The organism is Sphingobacterium gobiense, assembly GCF_002980575.1.
GTDB lineage: Bacteria > Bacteroidota > Bacteroidia > Sphingobacteriales > Sphingobacteriaceae > Sphingobacterium > Sphingobacterium gobiense.
On record NZ_PVBS01000003.1, the window covers coordinates 77,251 to 95,074 of the forward strand.

A 17,824-nucleotide genomic window follows, 5' to 3' on the forward strand; every position below is an offset into this window, starting at 1 on the left:
AAATATTGTATAGATGGAAATAAGCCACTTTTTAACTTCAGCCAGAATCAGAACTTTGATGATTTTGTGCGTTTTTCTAGCTTCTTTCTCTTCGTTTGCCTCCTCTTTAAACACCACATCTGCCTCGGAACAGCATGCTGAAACAGCAGATGATCATGCACACGAGAAGAAGGGTTTTGACATTACAGCTTTTATTTTCCATCACATCGGTGATTCACATGAATTTACCTTTTTTGGCGGCGATCCGGAAGGTAAATCAAAATGGGTAGGTATCTACTTACCTGTTATATTATATACAGAAAATGGTTTGGTAACGTTTTGTTCTAGCGAATTTGCACGGAACGACGATGGTACCAGAATCGTGGAGAAAAAAGGACAGCAATTCGTAAAATACCACGGTAAAATTTATTATGCGGCGGATCAAGCGAATGATCACGGTTCTTATATTGTATATGATGATGAACATCATGCAACAAATAAGCGTCCGCTAGATTTCTCCATTACAAAAAACGTATTCAGTATCTTTTTAGGATTCATTGTTTTAATTCTGGTGTTCTTTTCGGTTGCGAGAGGATATAAGAAAAATGCAGGAAAAGCACCGAAAGGCATACAGTCTTTTATGGAACCGATTATTCTTTTTGTGCGCGATGAAATTGCTATTCCAAACTTAGGACATCGATACGAGCGCTTTATGCCTTATCTATTAACCGTATTCTTTTTTATATGGTTTATGAATATGTTGGGACTAGTGCCATTTTTCCCTGGTTCTGCCAACGTAACAGGAAATATCGCTGTGACGATGGTGCTTGCTGTCATTACGCTATTGATTATTTTATTTAACGGGAATAAATATTACTGGGGACATATTTTTAATCCTCCAGTACCTTGGTGGTTGAAGCCACTGATGATCCCTGTCGAGATTATAGGTGTGTTTACAAAACCTTTTGCGCTAATGATTCGTTTGTTTGCGAATATTACTGCAGGCCACATTCTAGTCTTGTCTTTATTGTGTTTGCCGTTTATTTTTAACGCAAGTGCAGTAGCTGGAGGTTCGGTTATATTTACTATCTTTATCAGTTTGATAGAGTTGTTAGTCGCTTTTATACAGGCATTTATATTTACAATTCTTTCTGCGCTGTTCATCGGTATGGCTATCGAAGAACACCATGAACATTAATAATAGATTAAGGGAACAATTTTTCAACTAATATATATATTAAAACTATGACTGGTACATTAGCCGCAATTGGAGCAGGTTTAGCTGCTATCGGAGCTGGATTAGGAATTGGTAAAATCGGTGGTTCTGCAATGGAATCTATCGCTCGCCAACCTGAAGCTGCTTCAAAAATCCAAACTGCCATGTTGATCGCTGCTGCCTTTATCGAGGCGGTTGCTCTATTCGCAGTAGTTGTTTCTTTGATCGCTTAATAATTGCCTCAAGAAACACAAAGGACTAAAAGAACCTGTTTTGGGGTTGCCACTTCGGGTTCTTTTATTTATCCAAACTTACATAAGTTTACTTTTCTCTTCATCCGGTAAGGGATATTCATAGAGGAAAATTCATTAGTTAAAAAAGAAACTTTAAACGTCATATATAGCATTATAATATGGATTTATTAATTCCCGAAATTGGTCTGATTTTCTGGCACACCATTAGCTTTTTGATCCTGTTATTCTTGTTGGGTAAATTTGCTTGGAAGCCTGTGCTAAAAGCAATTAAAGAAAGAGAAGAAAACATCCAAAATGCGCTAGATTCGGCAGAAAAAGCGAAATTAGAGATGACTCGTTTAACCAACGAAAATGAGCAGTTATTAAAAGAAGCGCGCGTTGAGCGGGATAATATCTTAAAAGAGGCGAAAGAGCTTAAAGACAAGATCGTTGCTGAGGCGAAAGACGAAGCACAAGCGTCCGGCAAAAAGATATTGGAGCAAGCGAAGAGAGAAATCGAAGAGCAGAAAAACAAGGCGTTGGCTGAGGTTAAAAATCAAGTTTCTTCTTTATCTTTGGATATCGCCCGTAAAGTTTTAACAAGAGAATTTGAAGATCAGGGTAAACAGGACGCTTTTGTAAGTGACTTGCTGAAAGATGTGAAGTTAAACTAACTGGTTGTTCAGATTTAAATTAAAAATATGTCAATTTTTACAGTTGCATCAAGATACGCTAAATCTCTGCTGGATCTAACAGAGGAGCAAGGTCATTTGGATGCCGTGAAGAAGGATATGGACGGTGTGATTTCGGTGTTGAAGTCCAATTCCGAGTTGTTGGCTGTCCTTAAAAATCCGATTATTAAAGGAGATAGGAAACGTAATATCCTGGCAGCGATTTTCGATGGGAAAATCAATTCTACTGTACTTTCTTTCTTTTACCTATTGGTGAACAAAGGACGTGCAGCTATCTTATTGGATATTGCGCAAGAGTTTGTTCGTGAATATAACGAAGAAAAAGGAATTGTGAAAGCCTCCGTGACGTCGGCGACGGCTCTTTCTGAAGGAAACCTGGCGGCGCTCCAAGAAATAATCGCGGCAGAAACCATGGCAACGGTTATCCTTAAAAATGTCGTAGATCCATCGTTGATCGGCGGCTTTACGGTACGTGTAGGCGATAAGCAGATTGATGCAAGTATTGCTGGTAAGCTGGGTAAATTAGAAAAGCATTTTGCAGCACAAGGCGTATAGTCCTTGGTATTAAATTGAAATAGAATCAAAAAACCCTTATAATAATAACAATGATAGAGGTAAGACCAGATGAAGTTTCGGCAATTCTTAGAGAGCAATTGTCGGACTTTAAATCAGAAGCCGAACTAGAGGAAGTGGGTACCGTACTTGCCATTGGTGACGGTATTGCTCGTATATACGGCTTAACTAAAGTTCAGTCCGGTGAGTTGGTTGAATTTGATAATGGATTAGAAGGTATTGTATTAAACCTGGAAGAAGACAACGTAGGTGTCGTTCTTTTGGGCTCTTCGGATGAGATTAAAGAAGGAGATATTGCTAAACGGACCAAACGGATTGCATCTATTAAAGTAGGTGAAGGTATGTTGGGCCGTGTTGTAAATACCTTGGGTCAGCCTATTGACGGTAAAGGACCTATAGCAGGCGAGACGTACGAAATGCCAATTGAGCGTAAAGCGCCGGGCGTTATTTACCGTCAGCCTGTAACCGAGCCGTTGCAAACCGGTATCAAAGCGATCGATGCGATGATTCCAGTAGGCCGTGGTCAGCGTGAGTTGGTTATCGGTGACCGCCAGACAGGTAAAACAGCGGTTTGTATCGATACGATCTTGAATCAAAAGGAATTTTATGATGCAGGTGAGCCTGTATTCTGTATATATGTTGCCGTAGGGCAGAAAAATTCAACGGTAGCAAACATCGTACGCGTGCTGGAAGAAAACGGAGCGATGGCATATACGGTTGTTGTTGCTGCATCAGCCGCAGACCCAGCTCCGATGCAGTTCTACGCACCAATGGCTGGCGCTGCTATTGGTGAGTTCTTCCGCGACACGGGTCGTCCGGCGTTGATCGTATACGATGATCTGTCGAAACAAGCGGTAGCGTATCGTGAGGTATCCTTGTTATTGCGTCGTCCACCGGGTCGTGAAGCGTATCCTGGTGACGTATTCTATCTACACTCCCGTTTATTGGAGAGAGCAGCGAAAATCAATGCATCAGATGATATCGCGCGTAACATGAACGATTTACCGGAATCTATCAAACATTTAGTAAAAGGTGGTGGTTCATTGACAGCACTTCCGATTATTGAAACACAAGCTGGTGACGTTTCGGCGTATATTCCTACAAACGTTATTTCGATTACGGATGGTCAGATTTTCTTGGAATCGAACTTGTTCAATGCAGGTATCCGTCCGGCGATTAACGTAGGTATTTCCGTTTCACGTGTAGGAGGTAACGCGCAGATTAAACCGATGAAAAAGGTATCTGGTACGTTGAAGCTAGATCAAGCACAATTCCGTGAATTGGAAGCTTTCGCTAAATTCGGTTCCGATTTGGATGCAGCGACTAAAGCGGTATTAGACAAAGGTATCCGTAACGTGGAAATCTTGAAACAAGGTCAATATTCACCTGTTTCGGTGGAAAAGCAAGTAGCGATTATCTATGCGGGTACAAAAGGATTGCTTCGTGCTGTTCCCGTAGATAAAGTTCGTCAGTTTGAAGAAGAGTTCTTGACACAATTGGAGCAACGTCATCCAGAAGTTTTAGCAGCTTTCAAAGCTGGTAAATTTACGGATGAGTTGACAGATGTTTTGGAGAAAGTAGCTAAGGAATTAGCGTCAAAGTATTAGATTCTTAGGAGCTAGGAATTAGGAGTTAGGAACTATATAGAAATCTAACTGCTAATTTCTAACGCCTAACTACTAAAAAAAGAATGGCAAATTTAAAAGAAGTAAGAAGCCGGATTAGTTCGGTAACATCAACGCAACAGATTACCAAAGCCATGAAAATGGTGGCTGCGGCGAAATTGAAGCGTGCCACAAACGCTATCGTACAGTTACGTCCTTATGCCAACAAATTAAGGGATATTCTGGCACAAGTTTCTGCTTCTGTTGAAGGGATTGATTCGCCTTATACACAAGATCGTATACCCACAAAGGTATTGGTTATTGTATTGACTTCCAATAGAGGGTTGGCAGGCGCATTTAATGCGAACGCGATCAAAGCAGCTAATAACCTGATTTTCGGTAAATATGCTGAACAACACGCCCGAGGTAATCTAAGCATTATAGCCATCGGTAAACGAGGACACGATTTTTTTCAAAAGCGCGGTTTTAATGTTATCGGTAACTATAGTGAATTGTATAGCGACCTTAAGTTTTTGAATGTCTCCCAGGTGGCGGAATATGCTATGCAGGAGTTCAAAGCGGGAAACATTGATCGGGTAGAAGTAGTGTATAACGAGTTTCGTAACGCGGCTGTTCAGGTGCTAACCACCGAACAACTGTTGCCGTTAGTGCCTCAAGACAAGCCAGAAACCGCGGTAACATCGGAAACGGATTATATTATTGAGCCGTCCAAAGAAAGAATTATTGAAGAACTCATCCCTAAGGCTATCAAAACGCAATTATATAAAGCGGTTTTAGATTCTAATGCATCGGAACACGGAGCACGTATGACAGCGATGGATAAAGCAACTGAGAATGCAGGTGAGTTACTGAAAGCGTTAAAGTTGTCTTACAACCAGGCAAGGCAAGCTGCTATTACAACCGAGCTGACGGAGATTGTCTCTGGTGCAGCGGCCTTATCAAATGGATAAGATATAGTATCATGTTAAGAAAAGGGAATCTTCACGGATTCCCTTTTTTAGTATTAGCTTATATACCATCTATTTTGCGTAACTTTGTGACCTTATAAAAAGATGGAAACGTGATGGTGTTTGAGCGAGTATATAAATCTTGAGCACCGCTTGTATAAAATATAGTATGGCAAATATAGTGGCAATTGTTGGTCGCCCGAACGTAGGGAAATCGACATTATTTAATCGTTTAACAGAAAGTAGAAAGGCAATCGTTGACGATTTTAGTGGGGTAACGCGTGATCGCCACTATGAAATGGCGGAATGGATAGGAAAGAAATTTACGGTTATTGATACGGGTGGGTTTGTTCATGGTTCAGATGATGTTTTCGAAGAAGCTATTCGGAATCAGGTTCATATTGCCATAGATGAAGCATCTGTTATCCTTTTTATGGTGGATGTGACTACGGGTATTACGGATCTAGACGATGAAATTGCTGATTTACTCCGTCGGACCTCAAAGCCTGTCTATGTGGTCGCCAATAAAGTAGATCATGCCAGAAGAACCCATGAATCAGCAGAATTTTATGCATTTGGGTTGGGTGAAATTTATAATATTTCTTCTATAACGGGGTCGGGTACAGGGGAGCTGCTAGATGCCGTAGTGTCTCATTTCCCCGAAGAGAAAGAGGAAGAAGAAGTCAATTTACCCAAGTTAGCCATTGTGGGCCGTCCGAATGTAGGAAAATCTTCGTTGACGAATGCACTATTAGGTAAGGAAAGAAATATTGTGACCGATATTGCTGGTACGACCCGAGACTCTATCCGTATTCACTATAATCAATTTGGCAACGAGTTTTTGCTGATCGATACGGCAGGGCTTCGTCGGAAGAATAAAGTGAACGAGGATATTGAATTCTATTCGGTTATGCGGACGATCAAAGCATTGGAAGATTCGGATGTCGTTATTCTGATGCTGGATGCTAATGATGGAATTGAATCGCAAGATATCAACATCTTTCACTTGGCAGAAAAGAATAAGAAGGGTGTGATGATTGTGGTCAACAAATGGGATACCATTGAAAAGGATCACAAGACCACCAAAGAGTTTGAGTCACGTATCCGCGAGAAAATTTCGCCGTTCACAGACGTTCCGATCATTTTTACTTCCGTAACAGAAAAACAACGTATATTTAAAGTGGTGGAAAAAGCCATGGAGGTGTATGCGAATAAAACGAAAAAAATACCGACCTCTAAGCTTAATGATGTTATGCTGGAAGTCATCCAAAACTATCCGCCGCCAGCTATCAAGGGAAAGTATATCAAAGTCAAATATATTACGCAACTCCCTGGACGTTCGCCGATGTTCGCGTTTTTCTGTAACCTACCACAATATATCAAAGAGCCGTATAAGCGGTTTATCGAGAATAAATTGCGCGAGCATTTTGATTTTACTGGAGTACCTATTCAAATATATTTTAGACAAAAGTAAGCTGATTATAGATTTTTATGGAACCTAATCTTGTTCTTTATAATACCCTTACCAGAAAAAAAGAAAAATTTGAACCCCTTAACTCGCCTTTCGTAGGCATGTATGTGTGCGGTCCAACGGTGTACAGCGATGTGCATCTGGGAAATTGCCGTACATTTGTATCCTTCGACCTGATTTTTCGTTACTTGTTACACCTAGGATATAAGGTAAGATACGTAAGAAATATCACGGATGCCGGGCATCTAGAAGGCGACAGGGATGAAGGAGATGATAAATTTTCCAAAAAGGCAAAATTGGAACAATTGGAGCCCATGGAAATTGTACAGAAGTATACGCTAGGTTTTCATGAGGTGTTACGTCTTTTCAATACCTTACCACCTAGTATCGAGCCGACGGCAACTGGACATATCCTGGAGCAAATTGAGATGGTGCAACGCATTATCGACAATGGTTATGCTTATGAGGTCAACGGTACGGTGTATTTCGATGTAGAGAAATATGTAAAAGAACACGACTATACAATTTTAACCAACCGAAAGCTGGAGGATCTTCTAAATAATACACGGGAACTGGGGGGACAGGACGAAAAGCATGGGCGTCTGGATTTTGCCCTTTGGATTAAAGCGAAGCCGGAACACATTATGCGTTGGCCAGCTCCTTGGAGTGTAGGTTTTCCGGGCTGGCACATTGAATGCTCGGCAATGAGTAGTAAGTATCTCGGTGCCCAATTCGATATCCACGGTGGCGGAATGGATCTCGCCGCGACACACCATACCAATGAAATAGCCCAATCGGAAGCCTGCCATCACGTTCAGCCTGCAAAATATTGGATGCATACGAATATGCTGACGGTGAACGGTGCACGGATGTCGAAATCTGCCGGAAACGGCTTTTTGCCTCATGAGCTGTTTACGGGCAATCACCCCCTATTAGATCGAGGATATTCACCTATGTCTGTTCGGTTTTTTATGATGCAGGCGCATTATCGTAGTACACTGGATTTCTCCAATGAGGCATTGGATGCCGCAGATAAGGGATATAAGCGTTTAATGAATGCCATTGCATTGTTAGAAAAGATAAAACCTTCGAATAAAAATAACGGCGCCTTCGATCTCTCCTTGTTGAAGAAACGGTGCTATAAGGCTATGGACGACGATTTTAATACGCCGGTACTCATCGCGGAATTGTTTGAAGCCGTCCGCTTTATCAATGCGGCATACGACGGTAAGATGGCGATGGATCAATTGACACTGGACGAGCTTAGATCGTTTATGCAAGTGTTTGTGGTCGATATATTGGGATTGAGAAATGAAGCATTAGCAGGGGACACCGACGATACAGAAGCATTGATGCAGATTATCATCAATCTGCGAAATGAAGCAAAGAAAAGTAAGGATTTTACGACGTCAGATCGTATCCGTGAAGATCTCCAGTCTATTGGCGTTCAACTAAAAGATAGTAAAGATGGAACGCTTTGGAATAAGATTTGATTGTAAAACGGCAAAATTGTGTAAATGAACTTGACAAAAATCTATTCATTAATAGCCACGGTAGTATTCAGCATGGCATTCGTTGATGCACATGCGCAGTTACCTGATAAGGTGGGAAGTTTGATTACGGCTGATCGGACGGCGGCTAACATGGCAAAAAGAGAGACTCCGCACAAAGCGTTTATGTCTATTGTGGACAAAGAATCTATCTTGTATGTTCCATCACCGGTAAACGCATTAAATTACTTGAATAATCGGCCGAATATTCCAGATGTCATGTTTTGGGAACCAAATTTTGCGTTGGTTTCGAAAAGTTTGGATTGGGGAATTACGTCTGGGCCGATGGAGTTTCAAAAGGTAGGTGCAATTAAAAGATATGGACAGTATCTTACGGTGTGGCGTCGTGATAGGAAAGGAAACTGGAAAGTACATATAAGAGCGGAAGTCGAGAATTTTGGCAAAGGGCCGAAATCGGATTTGGTATACTACGAACCTGACGACTCATGGTACCTAAAACATCGCTCGAAGGTTCGTTTGCAGCAAAGAGAAGAAGTAGTAACACAAAGTGACGAATTGTTCTCCACGATTTTGAAAGCAAATAATGAAACAGCATTCAATGAATTTCTAGCAGATGACGTACGTTATTACTATCCGTGGGCGGCGGAAATAGAGGGTAAGAAAAACGTACTTGCTTTTCTAAAGAAAAAAAGAATTGAAATCACAACAGATCCATCTGGTGTTGGCCGTGCTTATAGTGGAGAATATGCTTACACTTCTGGAACCGCGACCGTGAGGTCTAAAGAAAAAGTCGCGAAATTTAACTATATTCGTGTTTGGCAATTAAAAAACGATTATCAGTGGCGGGTTATCATGGAAATGATGTTTGAGCGATAACGTCGTCTGTATTATTCAACCAAAGTTTCAGTTCGTCACATGTAAGGAAATCTTCCTTGATGTCAATAAAGGTGCCCACCTTACGTTGTTCGAACCATTCGCTAAGTGTTCTATTGACTTTATCTTGACTGGCTGCTTCCTGTATCTTAGCAAAATCTTGCTCTAGATTTGCTTTATGTGGTGCTATGCGTGATTTGAGATAGATGAATTTATACACTTGTTCACCTGTCTGGTCTGAAGAAAGGAAAGATTTGGAGTATTGCCCAACTTTCAATGGGTCAATCGCGGTAAATGTCTCCTTATCTAGTCGGTCTATTTGGATTAAGGGAGAACCGTCTTCCTGATTGGTAATCATCCCCCCGGAAAATTTAGTTTCGTTGTTGTCTGAATGCAGAACTGCCGCCGAATGGAAGGTTAGTTTCCCATCGGTTACTTTATCATAAATGCTGTCGATTTTAGCCTTGGCACGCTGCAAGCTAGCGGATGTAGGTTTCTTTTTTATGAGGACATGACGTACATTCACTTCCTCGCCGCGCCGCTGTAAGACCTGTAAGAAATGAAAACCAAATTGTGTTTCGAAGACAGGTGAAACTTCTCCCTCTTTGAGTTTGAAAGCCATTGCCGAAAACTCTTTGACATAGCTGTCGCGCGTAGCAAAACCGAGCTCCCCACCATACGGAGCTGAACCATCTTCCGAGTACAGGCGTGCCACCGTTCCAAAATCCGAACCGTTTAAGACTTGTTGCCTATACCCCTCGGCTTTATTTCTGAATTGCTCCTTTTCTTCTTTTGTTAATTCCGGTTTGATAACAATCTCACCAATCTCTACTTCCGTGTTAAAATAAGGGAGACTATCTTGGTCTAAGCTTTCAAAATATTGTTTTACTTCTGCGGGTGTAACGGCGATTTTAGAAACGATGGTCTGTTGCATTCTTTGTGCCTTAAGCTGTTCGGCGATATTGGGACGCATCTCTTCCTTATATTGCAAAAGTGACCGATTCAAAAATTCCTCCAACCGCTCTTTTCCTCCTGCTTGTCTTACCATCATCTGCATCCGTCTGTTCAGGTTATCGTCCACCTCTGCTTCGGACACTTCGATAGAGTCGATCGCAGCTTGTTGAGATAACAACTTTTGTGTAACTAATTGTTGGAGTATATAGCATTTGAAATCGTCATCCGGCTTCATTCCTTGAGCGAGGTTTTGCGCATATTGCATTTCTACATCGGATTGCAGGATAATGCTGGAACCTACGGTAGCGACTACACGGTCTACTAATCTCCCTTGACCATACACCGATTGCAAACCAATGATGGTCGCGATTGCTATACCCAGTAAACTTATATATTTCTTCATCATAAACGTTGCCTCTCTGCAGTACAAAATTACCATAAATAGCGAGTTTGTATCGATTTTACGCTCGGCTAATCTTGGTGATATACTTTCTTGCCAAAAGTACTAAAACTTTGCTCGTTAATTTGTTAAAAATGTTAAAAAATAAAAGAGGTGTCTTTCATGTGCTAAAATGTTTAATTTAGCGTTATTTACTTCATTAAGACAATAATAATGAGAGCAGCAATGATATTTATGTTAAGTTGTTTAACCCAATGTTCGATAGCACAGGAGATTCCGATGTTTATTGGTACATACACCCATGCAGGCAGTCAAGGTATCTATTTATATATGTTTGACAAGCATACAGGAGATGCAACGATGTACTCGTCGACGGCTAGCGAGCATCCTTCCTTTCTGGCGAGGTCAGCAAATGGGGATATGTTGTATGCTGTTAATGAGATAGGAGATACTACGGCCACGCTATCGTCTTTTACCTTTGATGGAGATGCTTTATCTTTTGTTGACGCTATCCCTACTGGAGGAGCTTCACCGTGTCACGTCGTCGTTAGTAAACGTCACCCTCTTGCCATTGTGTCGAATTATGGTGGAGGTTCCTTGTCGGTATATCGACTCGAGAAAAATGGCGGTATAGAGCAGATACAACATATCCAACAAGAGGGAACCGGGCCAAATAAAGAAAGGCAGGAAGCCTCGCATGTACACTCTGCTTTCTTTAGCCCGGATGAGCATCGCGTTTATGTACAGAATCTTGGAACGGATAAGATAACCATTTACCGGATAGATAAAACAAATGATAATTATAGTTTAGTAGAAGAGAGCTACCTATCAACCCCGGCAGGAGGGGGTCCGCGTCATTTGGTATTTGACGAAAAAGGACAAAACATGTATGTTCTGTTAGAAATGGCTGCCAAGATTGTCCATTATGAAAATGTTGATGGAACCTGGACGTTAGTCGATACTGTTTCTATTAATGAAGATGGTTTCGAAGGCGGGAATGGCGCTGCAGAAATTAAGCGTTCAGCTGATGGGAAGTTTCTCTATGCTTCCAATCGTGGCGATGCTAATACCATTGCGTTATTCGCAATAGACAAATCGGGTAAGCTGAAATGGAAAAGAGTATACCCTACAGGGGGGGAGGGGCCTCGGAACTTCAATATTTCTCCTGACGGGCGTTTTCTGCTCGTCGCAAATCAGCAAACGAATAATATTACGATTTTTGAACGAAGTCAAGAAACAGGAGAACTGAAAGATACGGGCAAACAGATTGAAGTATCAACACCTGTTTGTATCGTTTTTTAATACAGAAACGAAATGACCACGTGGCTATTCTGTTTCTTCATCGGTTTTAGCAACGTTCGGTTCTTGATCTTTATCATCACCTTTGGTGTCCTTTCCATCGCTTTCTAGTTCGTGTGTTTCTTCGTTGTACTTGCCGGCGAGCTCATCAATGATCGTGCCTTTCCAAAGTGGCGTACGTGAAAAATAAGCAGCCCTACCAATCATGTGCGCGCCAATAGGACCAGTGATAATTAAAAAGAAAATGATAGCAATGGCTTTGGTAGTCACCGATATGTCAGGGAACATGATAGCAGCACAGATAAGCAATAAGCCTACGCCTAAAGTAGCGGCTTTTACTGTCACCGACAGACGCAAATAAAAATCCGGCATACGCATTATTCCAATAGCTGCAAATAAAATAGAAAGGACACCGACTGTGCTTAAGAAGGCTAATATAATATCAATCATTTTTTTTGTTTTTCTATATAGTAAGCGAAAGCCACTGTGCCTAAGAAAGCAATCAGCGCAAGAATAATAGCAACATCCAGAAAAACCTCTTGGTTAGATCGGATGCTATATACCGTGATAATCCCGATACCGATTGTGATGACCAAGTCAAGTGCGATCACACGGTCTACTAACGATGGACCCTTAAACAATCGGATAAATACCAACATGACGGAAATCGATAATATCGGCAGGATAACGTAGTCGAAATAGGCTTCTAGTGTAATCATCTTAAAATCGCTAATAGTCTTCTCTCTAAACCCGTTTGTGTCTGTCTGACAAATGCATCTGGGTCTGATAGGTACATTACATGAATATAAATCGTCTTTTTATCATCACTGATATCCACAATGAGCGTGCCCGGTGTAAGGGAGATCATGGTCGTCAACAGGGTGATCTCAAAGTCTGTTTTGGCAGCCATTGGATATTTGACAATCCCCGGCTTGAAAAAATATTTTGGTGTAATCACATCAAATGCAACTTGTACGTTTGCTTTTAGAATTTCGTATAGAAAATAGAAAGCAAAACCTATAATCTTCGGGACCCGATAAAAATACCGCTGGTCTGTTTCGTTGCGGTTCATAATCCAGAGGATTAAGAACCCCATCATAAAACCAAATAAAAAATTGGTGTAAAACAGTGAACCAGTAAGCGCTATCCATATTCCGGCAAGCAGCAGGTTCATTAAAAAATTCTTAATCATATCTTAATCCGTTTTATTTCCTAAAACAGCCTCAATATATGCCGAGGGGTCTAGTAACTGTGTCGATATTATGTCTGTTGTTTTTATGATAGCTTCTGCATTTAATCCTATGTAAAGTGTGATAAGAGCCATCAGTCCGATAGGTAATACCATCAAGATCTTTTTGTAAGGAGGCATGGGAGCAAACAGGTTTTCCGTCTCCTCTGAAGGAGGGAGATTTTTCCAAAATACCTGTACCCACATGTTGGCTATAACGTACAGCGTTATAAAACTTCCGATAATCAACGCGGCACCATAAAAATATTGATGCTGCGCGAAGGCTTCCTGAAAGAGAAATACTTTTGGCCAAAATCCCGATAGTGGTGGTATGCCTACCAAAGAGAATAGGACAATGGCGATGAGCAGGGATATTTTGGGGTAGTCGCGGTATAAACCGCCTAGTTTGCTCATATCCATTGTGCCGCCAAGCTGACGAATAAGTCCGGCTACTAAAAACATATTGGTTTTGACCATTATGTCGTGTATCAGATAAAATACTGCACCCATCAAGGCGACCTTGCTGAACATAGCGATTCCGCCCATCATAAAGCCTATGTGGCAGACAATAAGATAAGAGAAGAAACGACGTATATTCGTTTTGATCAATGCGCCAAGAGCTCCGGTCAAAATGGTTAATACGGCGATGACCATTAACAGTGTCCGGATGAAATCGTCGGGAACGAAGATCAGACTAAATACACGTAACATAGCATAAATCCCTACTTTTGTCAACAGTCCTCCAAAGGTTGCAGCAACAGCTGAAGGAGGGGTATGATAGGAAGAGGGAAGCCAATAGTACAAAGGAAATACCGCGGACTTAATGCCAAAACCAATTAGGAAAAAGCAGGATGTGATGCCTATCAGCGCTTTATTTTGTACTTCTTCAATTCTAATGGACAAATCTGCCATATTGAGCGAACCAGTAATCCCATATAGCATTCCAATTCCGGTTAGAAAGAACATAGATGCCAGAATATTCATCGCCATGTATTTTACGGCGCCTTCTAACTGCGCTTTTCTACCTCCCAAGGTCATTAGCACAAAGGAAGATATAATAATGACCTCAAAAAATACGTATAAGTTGAAAATATCGCCTGTTAGAAATGCTCCGTGCAGACCCATGATCAAAAAGTGAAAAATGGGGAAATACCCATAAAGCATTCGTTGCCTGCTAAGTCCAACAGATGAAAAAAGGGAGACCGCAAAGCACGCGATGGAAGTAAGCAGAACCAAGGTGACGCTTAGCATGTCGGCAACAAAAACAATCCCGAAAGGAGCATCCCAGTTTGCCGCATTCATGGTGAGAATGCCACTTCCCTGCACGCGTCCAAATAGACGAAAGGCAACCATAAGCCCGATCAAGCTTCCTCCCACGCTGAGATAGCGCTGTGTGACCGTTTTGCGCCAGCATACAAGCTGGATGATGGCTGTAAACAGCTGAACAAAAATGGGTGCTAAAATATGGTTATCTATCATATGTCGTCTTCTTCGGGTGTATTTAAATCGTCCAGATCGTCTGAATCTACTAATGCGTAAACGCGCTTTAACAGCACAATAGCAAAAGAAGTTAAACCAAAACTAATCACAATGGCGGTAAGTATTAACGCTTGTGGAATTGGATCGGCATATATCTCCTGAAAAACTTTTTCCGCACTACCGATTACCGGAGGACTTCCTTTCGTAATATTTCCGATCACAAAAATCAAAACGTTGGTTCCGTTACTTAATAGCATGATTCCTAATAATAACCTTACCATACTTCTACGAAGAACCAGGTATATACCCCCGGCATATAATAATCCTAATACCAAAACCAGTAGTAATTCCATATCAATTGTTTAAAGCAATAGTGAACAGAATAGTTAAAACAACGCCAATAACGACCAAGTATACGCCGATATCGAAAAATAGTGCGGAACCAATCATCCCGATAACCGGTATAGGTTCTTCCAACCATAGTCCGGTCATAGGTGGAAGTCCAAATAATAACGGGACGGTTACGCTTACTGTCAAAGTTGCTAATCCGATAGGGATCAATGAAAGTGGTTTGTATCCAAGTATCTTCATGGTACTTTCTGTGCCGTTGGCAAAGCTGTGCAGGACAAAAGCAATGGATGCGACTAATCCGCCCACAAAGCCGCCTCCGGGGTAATAATGCCCCCTCAGTAGTAAGAAAAATGAAAACAATAATAGTATGGGTAGTAAATACCGCGTAGCTGTCTGTAATATAACACTGTTCATTTTTTTCCTATTTTATAAATTTTACACCCGGGGTGCACACTAAAATTTTTTACTTTGTACGCACTACTCTTTCTCCGAAGATTTTAAACGTAACTTGAGTAAACTATAAACCCCCAATGCCGCGACCGCTAATACGACCGTCTCAAACATGGTGTCTAAGCCCCGAAAATCTACTAATATCACATTGACGACATTCTTACCCTTCGCTAGTATATACGCATTCTCACCATAAAAATCACTGATGTCGGTAGTGGTAGGCTCGTAAAGCACCCGCAGGACGATCATCGAAATAATGATGCCGAATCCTAACGCTACGATCGCGTCCCGAATAACCACGCCTCGGTTCATGAAATTGATGAAAGGAGGAAGCTTATACAAAACGAGTACGAACAATACCGTCGTTAACGTATCAATCGTAAACTGCGTCATCCCTAGGTCGGGGGCACTGTAGAAGACAAACATTAGACAGAGACAATATCCAATGACACTCGTAGAGACAACGGAGGTTAGCCGTGATTTCGTGGTGACGATAATATACAGCGCGCCCATTAAGATGGCTGCAATACCAAACTCATACCAAGACAAGGGTGTTAAATTGGCATAGTCAATTTGGATAGGTCCGCCTAGCCAAAGTTTATATCCTAGCAAAAGTTCCGCAAAAAGGATTATCTTGAGGTGATAGGAGCGTAGGTAGCCATTATGGATCTTGTTCGTATACCAACTGGACGCTCGTCGTATGCCTTTTCCGAGTTGACGGAAAAGATGTTGCGATGAAATGACATTAAATCGTTCGAGGGCAAGTAATTTCTCTTCAGTAGGGTTGTTGGCAAAATACAAAGCGACCCCTGCAGCTAGCGTAGCACCACTTAATGTGAGAACGGTATTAAATCCATGCCATAATTGGAGGTGCATATCTGTTTCTCCACCAGCAATCGCGTTTGCCGTTTGGTGGGTGAAATAATCGCCGACGACACCTGGAAACAGGCCGAACAATATACCCAAAACCGCCAAGATAAGTGGTGGAATCCACATAGATTGGTACGGTAGGCTCGCTTGCTGAAACGTTTCCGGCAATTTGCCGGAAAAGGGTTTTATGCCCGCCCGGAAGCCGGCTGTTACCAATCCTATGTTCGTAAGAACAGCGAGGGCAGTTAACCAGATAGTCCAACTTTCTCTAAAGTTTAACGTTGCTTCATAAATCAAATCCTTCCCAATAAAGCCAAAAGTGGAAGGTACTCCCGCACTGGATAGTGCTGCCAATAATGACGCTATAAACACAGGCATCATCACCTTACGCAGCCCTTTTAGTTTGGTGATATCGCGTGTATGTGTTTCATGATCAATTATCCCTGTCACCATGAATAGCGTAGCTTTGTATAGTGCATGTACTAAAATAAAGACGCTGACGGCAACGAGTGCGTCGGTTGTACCAATACCTAGCAAAAAAGTTAAGATGCCTAAAGCAGAAACCGTAGAATAAGCCAGAATTCCTTTTAGATCCGTCCGGAATAGGGAATGGACAGCAGCGAAAATCATCGTAAAACCTCCGACAACCATGAGTGTGATCTTCCATAATTCGGTGTCACCAAGTATCGGGGTAAAACGCGCCAACAAGTAGATTCCTGCTTTTACCATTGTTGCCGAATGGAGGTAGGCGGATACCGGCGTCGGCGCTTTCATGGCACCGGGTAACCAAAAATGAAATGGAAATTGCGCCGATTTAGTAAAGGCACCAATACATAGGAGCCCAACAATTAGAGGGTATAGCGGATGACTAACCAATTGATCGTGGTATGCAAATAACTCACTGATAATGAATGTTCCTGCAATGTTGCCGACTAATATCAAACCGGCTAACAGGAAGAAACCGCCCATTCCGGTAATACTCAATGCCATCAACGCACTGCTTCGGGATGCTTTGCTATCATTATTGAAACCAATAAGGAAAAACGAACTGATACTGGTCAATTCCCAGAAGACAAATAATGTCAGGATATTATCTGATAATACAACACCTAGCATTGCGCTCATGAATAGGAGCAAATAGGCAAAAAAACGATCGAAGTAAATATGACCTTTCAGATAGCTGCGGGCATAAAAGAAGATGCCCGTTCCAATGCCTGTAATCAATAATGCAAAAAGTAATGATAAGCCATCCAAACGGAAGTCGAAGTTCACGCCTAAGCTGGGAACCCAAGCGAGATGCTGGATAACGTTCGTTCCATTTGCGATGACAGGCACATGCCATAAATAGAATAAGAAGAGTATGACGGGTATAAACGGGAGTACAATACTCCATTTCGTTTTAATAAGCTTGCCGAAAGGAACGAGAAGGCTTGATGTTATTAACCCTGTTAAAACAGTAAATAGCATGCAGTCTTTTGTTTAAAACAATGTTGGAACGTTATAAAATTACAAAAAATCCGCAATTTGCAAGGTTGTTTTTTTGAAATATTGTTCTTTTTGTAGAAGATGAAAAGAATTGACGTATTGCTCTTCCGTTCGTTTTTTTACGCTATCTTCAAATAGTTAAACAATATCAAAGACGTTTTCATCTTTGTTTGTTCTTAGGCTCATGA

18 protein-coding genes are annotated in these 17,824 nt (G+C 41.5%); 10 read left to right on the forward strand and 8 right to left on the reverse strand.

Translation table 11 applies throughout. From position 1 onward, the window contains the following. Nucleotides 1-13: 13 nt before the first annotated feature. The 9 genes from atpB to C5749_RS15440 all read left to right on the forward strand — a co-directional run bounded on the left by atpB (nucleotide 14) and on the right by C5749_RS15440 (nucleotide 9,123). Nucleotides 14-1,177, forward strand: a complete 1,164-nt coding sequence (atpB, locus tag C5749_RS15400; RefSeq protein ID WP_105727132.1) for a F0F1 ATP synthase subunit A — start codon at nucleotides 14-16, stop codon at nucleotides 1,175-1,177. A gap of 47 nt (nucleotides 1,178-1,224) precedes the next feature. After that, nucleotides 1,225-1,428 carry an ATP synthase F0 subunit C gene (atpE, locus tag C5749_RS15405; RefSeq protein ID WP_105727133.1) on the forward strand — a complete coding sequence of 68 codons (204 nt, stop codon included), beginning with the start codon at nucleotides 1,225-1,227 and terminating at the stop codon, nucleotides 1,426-1,428. A 179-nt stretch (nucleotides 1,429-1,607) separates the two neighbouring features. Next, nucleotides 1,608-2,102, forward strand: a complete 495-nt coding sequence (locus tag C5749_RS15410; protein WP_105727134.1) for a F0F1 ATP synthase subunit B — start codon at nucleotides 1,608-1,610, stop codon at nucleotides 2,100-2,102. Nucleotides 2,103-2,129: 27 nt separating this feature from the next. Continuing rightward, nucleotides 2,130-2,675, forward strand: a complete 546-nt coding sequence (locus C5749_RS15415) for a F0F1 ATP synthase subunit delta (RefSeq protein ID WP_105727135.1) — start codon at nucleotides 2,130-2,132, stop codon at nucleotides 2,673-2,675. Nucleotides 2,676-2,725: 50 nt separating this feature from the next. Continuing rightward, nucleotides 2,726-4,300, forward strand: a complete 1,575-nt coding sequence (atpA, locus tag C5749_RS15420; protein ID WP_105727136.1) for a F0F1 ATP synthase subunit alpha — start codon at nucleotides 2,726-2,728, stop codon at nucleotides 4,298-4,300. Between the two features lie 83 nt (nucleotides 4,301-4,383). Continuing rightward, a complete protein-coding gene (atpG, locus tag C5749_RS15425; RefSeq protein WP_105727137.1) occupies nucleotides 4,384-5,268 on the forward strand; it encodes an ATP synthase F1 subunit gamma in 885 nt (294 codons plus the stop codon). A 166-nt stretch (nucleotides 5,269-5,434) separates the two neighbouring features. Continuing rightward, entirely contained in the window at nucleotides 5,435-6,739 is a 1,305-nt protein-coding gene (der, locus tag C5749_RS15430) for a ribosome biogenesis GTPase Der (RefSeq protein ID WP_105727138.1), read from the forward strand. 17 nt (nucleotides 6,740-6,756) lie between these two features. Continuing rightward, entirely contained in the window at nucleotides 6,757-8,229 is a 1,473-nt protein-coding gene (cysS, locus tag C5749_RS15435; RefSeq protein ID WP_105727139.1) for a cysteine--tRNA ligase, read from the forward strand. A 24-nt stretch (nucleotides 8,230-8,253) separates the two neighbouring features. After that, nucleotides 8,254-9,123, forward strand: a complete 870-nt coding sequence (locus C5749_RS15440) for a DUF4440 domain-containing protein (RefSeq protein WP_245893806.1) — start codon at nucleotides 8,254-8,256, stop codon at nucleotides 9,121-9,123. Here the strand turns inward: C5749_RS15440 and C5749_RS15445 are convergent. After that, on the reverse strand, nucleotides 9,098-10,480 hold the full coding sequence (locus tag C5749_RS15445; protein ID WP_342748717.1) for a peptidylprolyl isomerase: 1,383 nt from the start codon (nucleotides 10,478-10,480) through the stop codon (nucleotides 9,098-9,100). The two genes, C5749_RS15440 and C5749_RS15445, sit on opposite strands and share 26 nt — an antisense overlap. Nucleotides 10,481-10,687: 207 nt before the next feature. Here C5749_RS15445 and C5749_RS15450 point away from each other — a divergent pair, with 207 nt between their 5' ends. Continuing rightward, entirely contained in the window at nucleotides 10,688-11,776 is a 1,089-nt protein-coding gene (locus C5749_RS15450; RefSeq protein WP_105727140.1) for a lactonase family protein, read from the forward strand. 24 nt (nucleotides 11,777-11,800) lie between these two features. On the opposite strand, the gene mnhG is transcribed toward C5749_RS15450, so the two are convergent. The 7 genes from mnhG to C5749_RS15485 all read right to left on the reverse strand — a co-directional run bounded on the left by mnhG (nucleotide 11,801) and on the right by C5749_RS15485 (nucleotide 17,618). After that, nucleotides 11,801-12,223: a monovalent cation/H(+) antiporter subunit G gene (mnhG, locus tag C5749_RS15455; protein WP_105727141.1), complete on the reverse strand. Its 423-nt coding sequence runs from the start codon at nucleotides 12,221-12,223 to the stop codon at nucleotides 11,801-11,803. Next, nucleotides 12,220-12,492 (reverse strand): monovalent cation/H+ antiporter complex subunit F, encoded by a 273-nt coding sequence (locus tag C5749_RS15460; protein WP_105727142.1) that lies wholly within the window; start codon nucleotides 12,490-12,492, stop codon nucleotides 12,220-12,222. The genes mnhG and C5749_RS15460 overlap by 4 nt, the downstream gene beginning before the upstream one ends. Next, complete coding sequence (locus C5749_RS15465; protein ID WP_105727143.1) at nucleotides 12,489-12,965, reverse strand: Na+/H+ antiporter subunit E; 477 nt, start codon at nucleotides 12,963-12,965, stop codon at nucleotides 12,489-12,491. Before C5749_RS15465 ends, C5749_RS15460 begins: the two co-directional genes overlap by 4 nt. Nucleotides 12,966-12,968: 3 nt before the next feature. Beyond that, nucleotides 12,969-14,480, reverse strand: a complete 1,512-nt coding sequence (locus tag C5749_RS15470; protein ID WP_105727144.1) for a proton-conducting transporter transmembrane domain-containing protein — start codon at nucleotides 14,478-14,480, stop codon at nucleotides 12,969-12,971. Further along, entirely contained in the window at nucleotides 14,477-14,833 is a 357-nt protein-coding gene (locus C5749_RS15475) for a Na+/H+ antiporter subunit C (protein ID WP_105727145.1), read from the reverse strand. Before C5749_RS15475 ends, C5749_RS15470 begins: the two co-directional genes overlap by 4 nt. A gap of 1 nt (nucleotide 14,834) precedes the next feature. Beyond that, nucleotides 14,835-15,245, reverse strand: a complete 411-nt coding sequence (locus tag C5749_RS15480; protein ID WP_105727146.1) for a Na+/H+ antiporter subunit B — start codon at nucleotides 15,243-15,245, stop codon at nucleotides 14,835-14,837. 63 nt (nucleotides 15,246-15,308) lie between these two features. Further along, nucleotides 15,309-17,618, reverse strand: a complete 2,310-nt coding sequence (locus tag C5749_RS15485; protein WP_105727147.1) for a putative monovalent cation/H+ antiporter subunit A — start codon at nucleotides 17,616-17,618, stop codon at nucleotides 15,309-15,311. Nucleotides 17,619-17,824: the final 206 nt, after the last annotated feature.